The organism is Rothia nasimurium (genome assembly GCF_928381415.1).
GTDB classification, from domain to species: Bacteria; Actinomycetota; Actinomycetes; order Actinomycetales; family Micrococcaceae; genus Rothia; species Rothia nasimurium_H.
The window spans coordinates 1-2,007 of record NZ_CAKMSF010000022.1; the positions used below are offsets into that span (position 1 = coordinate 1).

1 protein-coding gene is annotated in these 2,007 nt (G+C 58.4%); it reads right to left on the reverse strand.

Translation table 11 applies throughout. The annotated features are described in order from the left end of the window. Positions 1-2,007: ATP-dependent DNA helicase (locus L7A20_RS11810; RefSeq protein ID WP_237223676.1), on the reverse strand; the 2,007-nt coding region annotated here is incomplete at both ends.

Below are 2,007 nucleotides of genomic sequence, written 5' to 3' on the forward strand. Positions count from 1 at the left end.
CAGCCCGCTCACGGCCCAACGCTTCTACAAACTGCTCACGCGCCTCGTCCAAATCCGCAGCCACACAATGCACCACATTCTCAAACCGGCCACGCGTCAAGCCCACATACACACCAGCAGCGTCCGTATGACCAGTCACCAGCAAATGAGCGCTATCAACGGTCATGCCCTGAGAACTATGCACCGTCGTTGCATACCCCAACTGCACCGATGAAGCCACATACTCCACCGGCAAGGTACGCACAGACCCGTCCTTGCCGGTGGACTGCACCCGCACAAAGCCCTCAGTGATACCCCGCACCACATAGCTCTTACCGTTGAGCACACCCAGCTCGCGGTTATTCTCGCGGGTACGAACAATATCGCCAACCGTAATAGCCTGGCCCTCCATCGACTGCACGAACCGGCCATCCACAATATCCTGGGCATAGGCAGTATCCCCGCTAACACCACGCAAAAGCGCAACCTCAGCGTTCACACCAGCCACCAGCTCATTAGTGCTCGCTGAAACTACGGTGCTGTGCCCGGCCTGCTGGTTCTTTAGCCACTGCTGGGATAAAGCGTGCTGGGCACTTACTTCATCAGCGTGCAAAACCACCGCGCCACGGTCTACCAGCTCATCAAAGATAGCCCCAGCGTTATGGCGTGCCCTCATCTTCAAGGACAGCTGGGCGTAGGCTTCATCTACCTCACCGGTAGCGGTTCTAAAGCGCCACACGCTCTCAAGGTCAGTGGTTACAGGGCTTATTTGGGCGCACTGTTGCAGTACCCCACCGCGTCCTACCGCCGATAGCTGGGCATAATCGCCGGTCACTACCAGCTGGGCACCGGTTTTCAGGGCGATTTCTTGCAGACGCACAGCCACATCTTGGCTCAACATGCCCGCTTCATCCACCACCAACTGATCACCCGGGCGCAAGGCCCATGCTCGCGGTACGCGGTGATTTTCAGCTGGTTCACTCCAGGTCGTTACCCCGTGCTCATCCGTAGAAAAGTCGTACCCAAAGGCCTTGAGCAGACCGTGGGCGGTGTTAGTTTGTGCCCCGGTTTCTGCTTGGGCAACCTCGGCAGCCTTAGCGGAAGGCGCGACAATGAACTGCCGTGCCCCACGGGCTTCAACCACGGCTTTTGAGGCTTTGAGCAGCGTAGTTTTACCCGCCCCGGCAGGCCCTGTTACCACCACCAGCTGGTGGGTGCCAGCCATATCCGATAGAGCCTGACGATGCGCCGGGTCAGTGGGCATGCTCAGGCGCTTTCCCTGAACATCAGTGAGCACCCGTGAGCTAAAGAGCCGGGTCAGTACCTGCTCATCAACGCTCTGGTGCGCCCCCAGTTTCAGGGGCTTTGCTAGGGGGCTGTAGGACAGCTCATAGGAGGTTTCACGCGCGACCAGTGCGCTGGTGTAGTCAAAGAGCTTGGACTCGGTGGCTACCACCTGCTGGGAGGTCAGTAGGGGTAGGTGCGTTGGTGCCTGATAAGGGTCAATATCCGGGTTAATGAGCAGGCACCGGCTCAGGGTGACGTCCACAATGCGCCCGGTAATATCCTCAAGGCCTGATGCCTGGGCAATGACGTTGTTTTCAGCGCAGTAGGTCAGCGCCTGGGCTTTGATATCAGCAACTGACCACCCTGATTTTTGCTCGGAAAGCACCGCTAGAACCTGGGTGGCAGCGTCGTGGTAAAAACCGGGGGCCAGGCTATCGGCGTTCCGCAAGGCATTAAAGCGCGTGGAACGACCAGAGGGGGTAGGGGCAACGAACCCTAAATCAGCTAGCTCGGTGGCCCATTTTTCGGGGTTGGCGCTGTTCTCGCTGGTCTTATCAGCTCTCGTATCAGCCCAGGCTTGATGGTCAATGCGGTTCATCAAGTCCACGCCGATGGACTGGCCGGGGTGCTCTGCTTCCCACAGGGCAATGAGTTCTTTTTTGCGGGTGTTAATCTGCGCGTTGCGCTTGCTGAAGTCCTCAACGAACCCGGCGAGTTCTTCGATTTCCCCGGTGCGCGGGT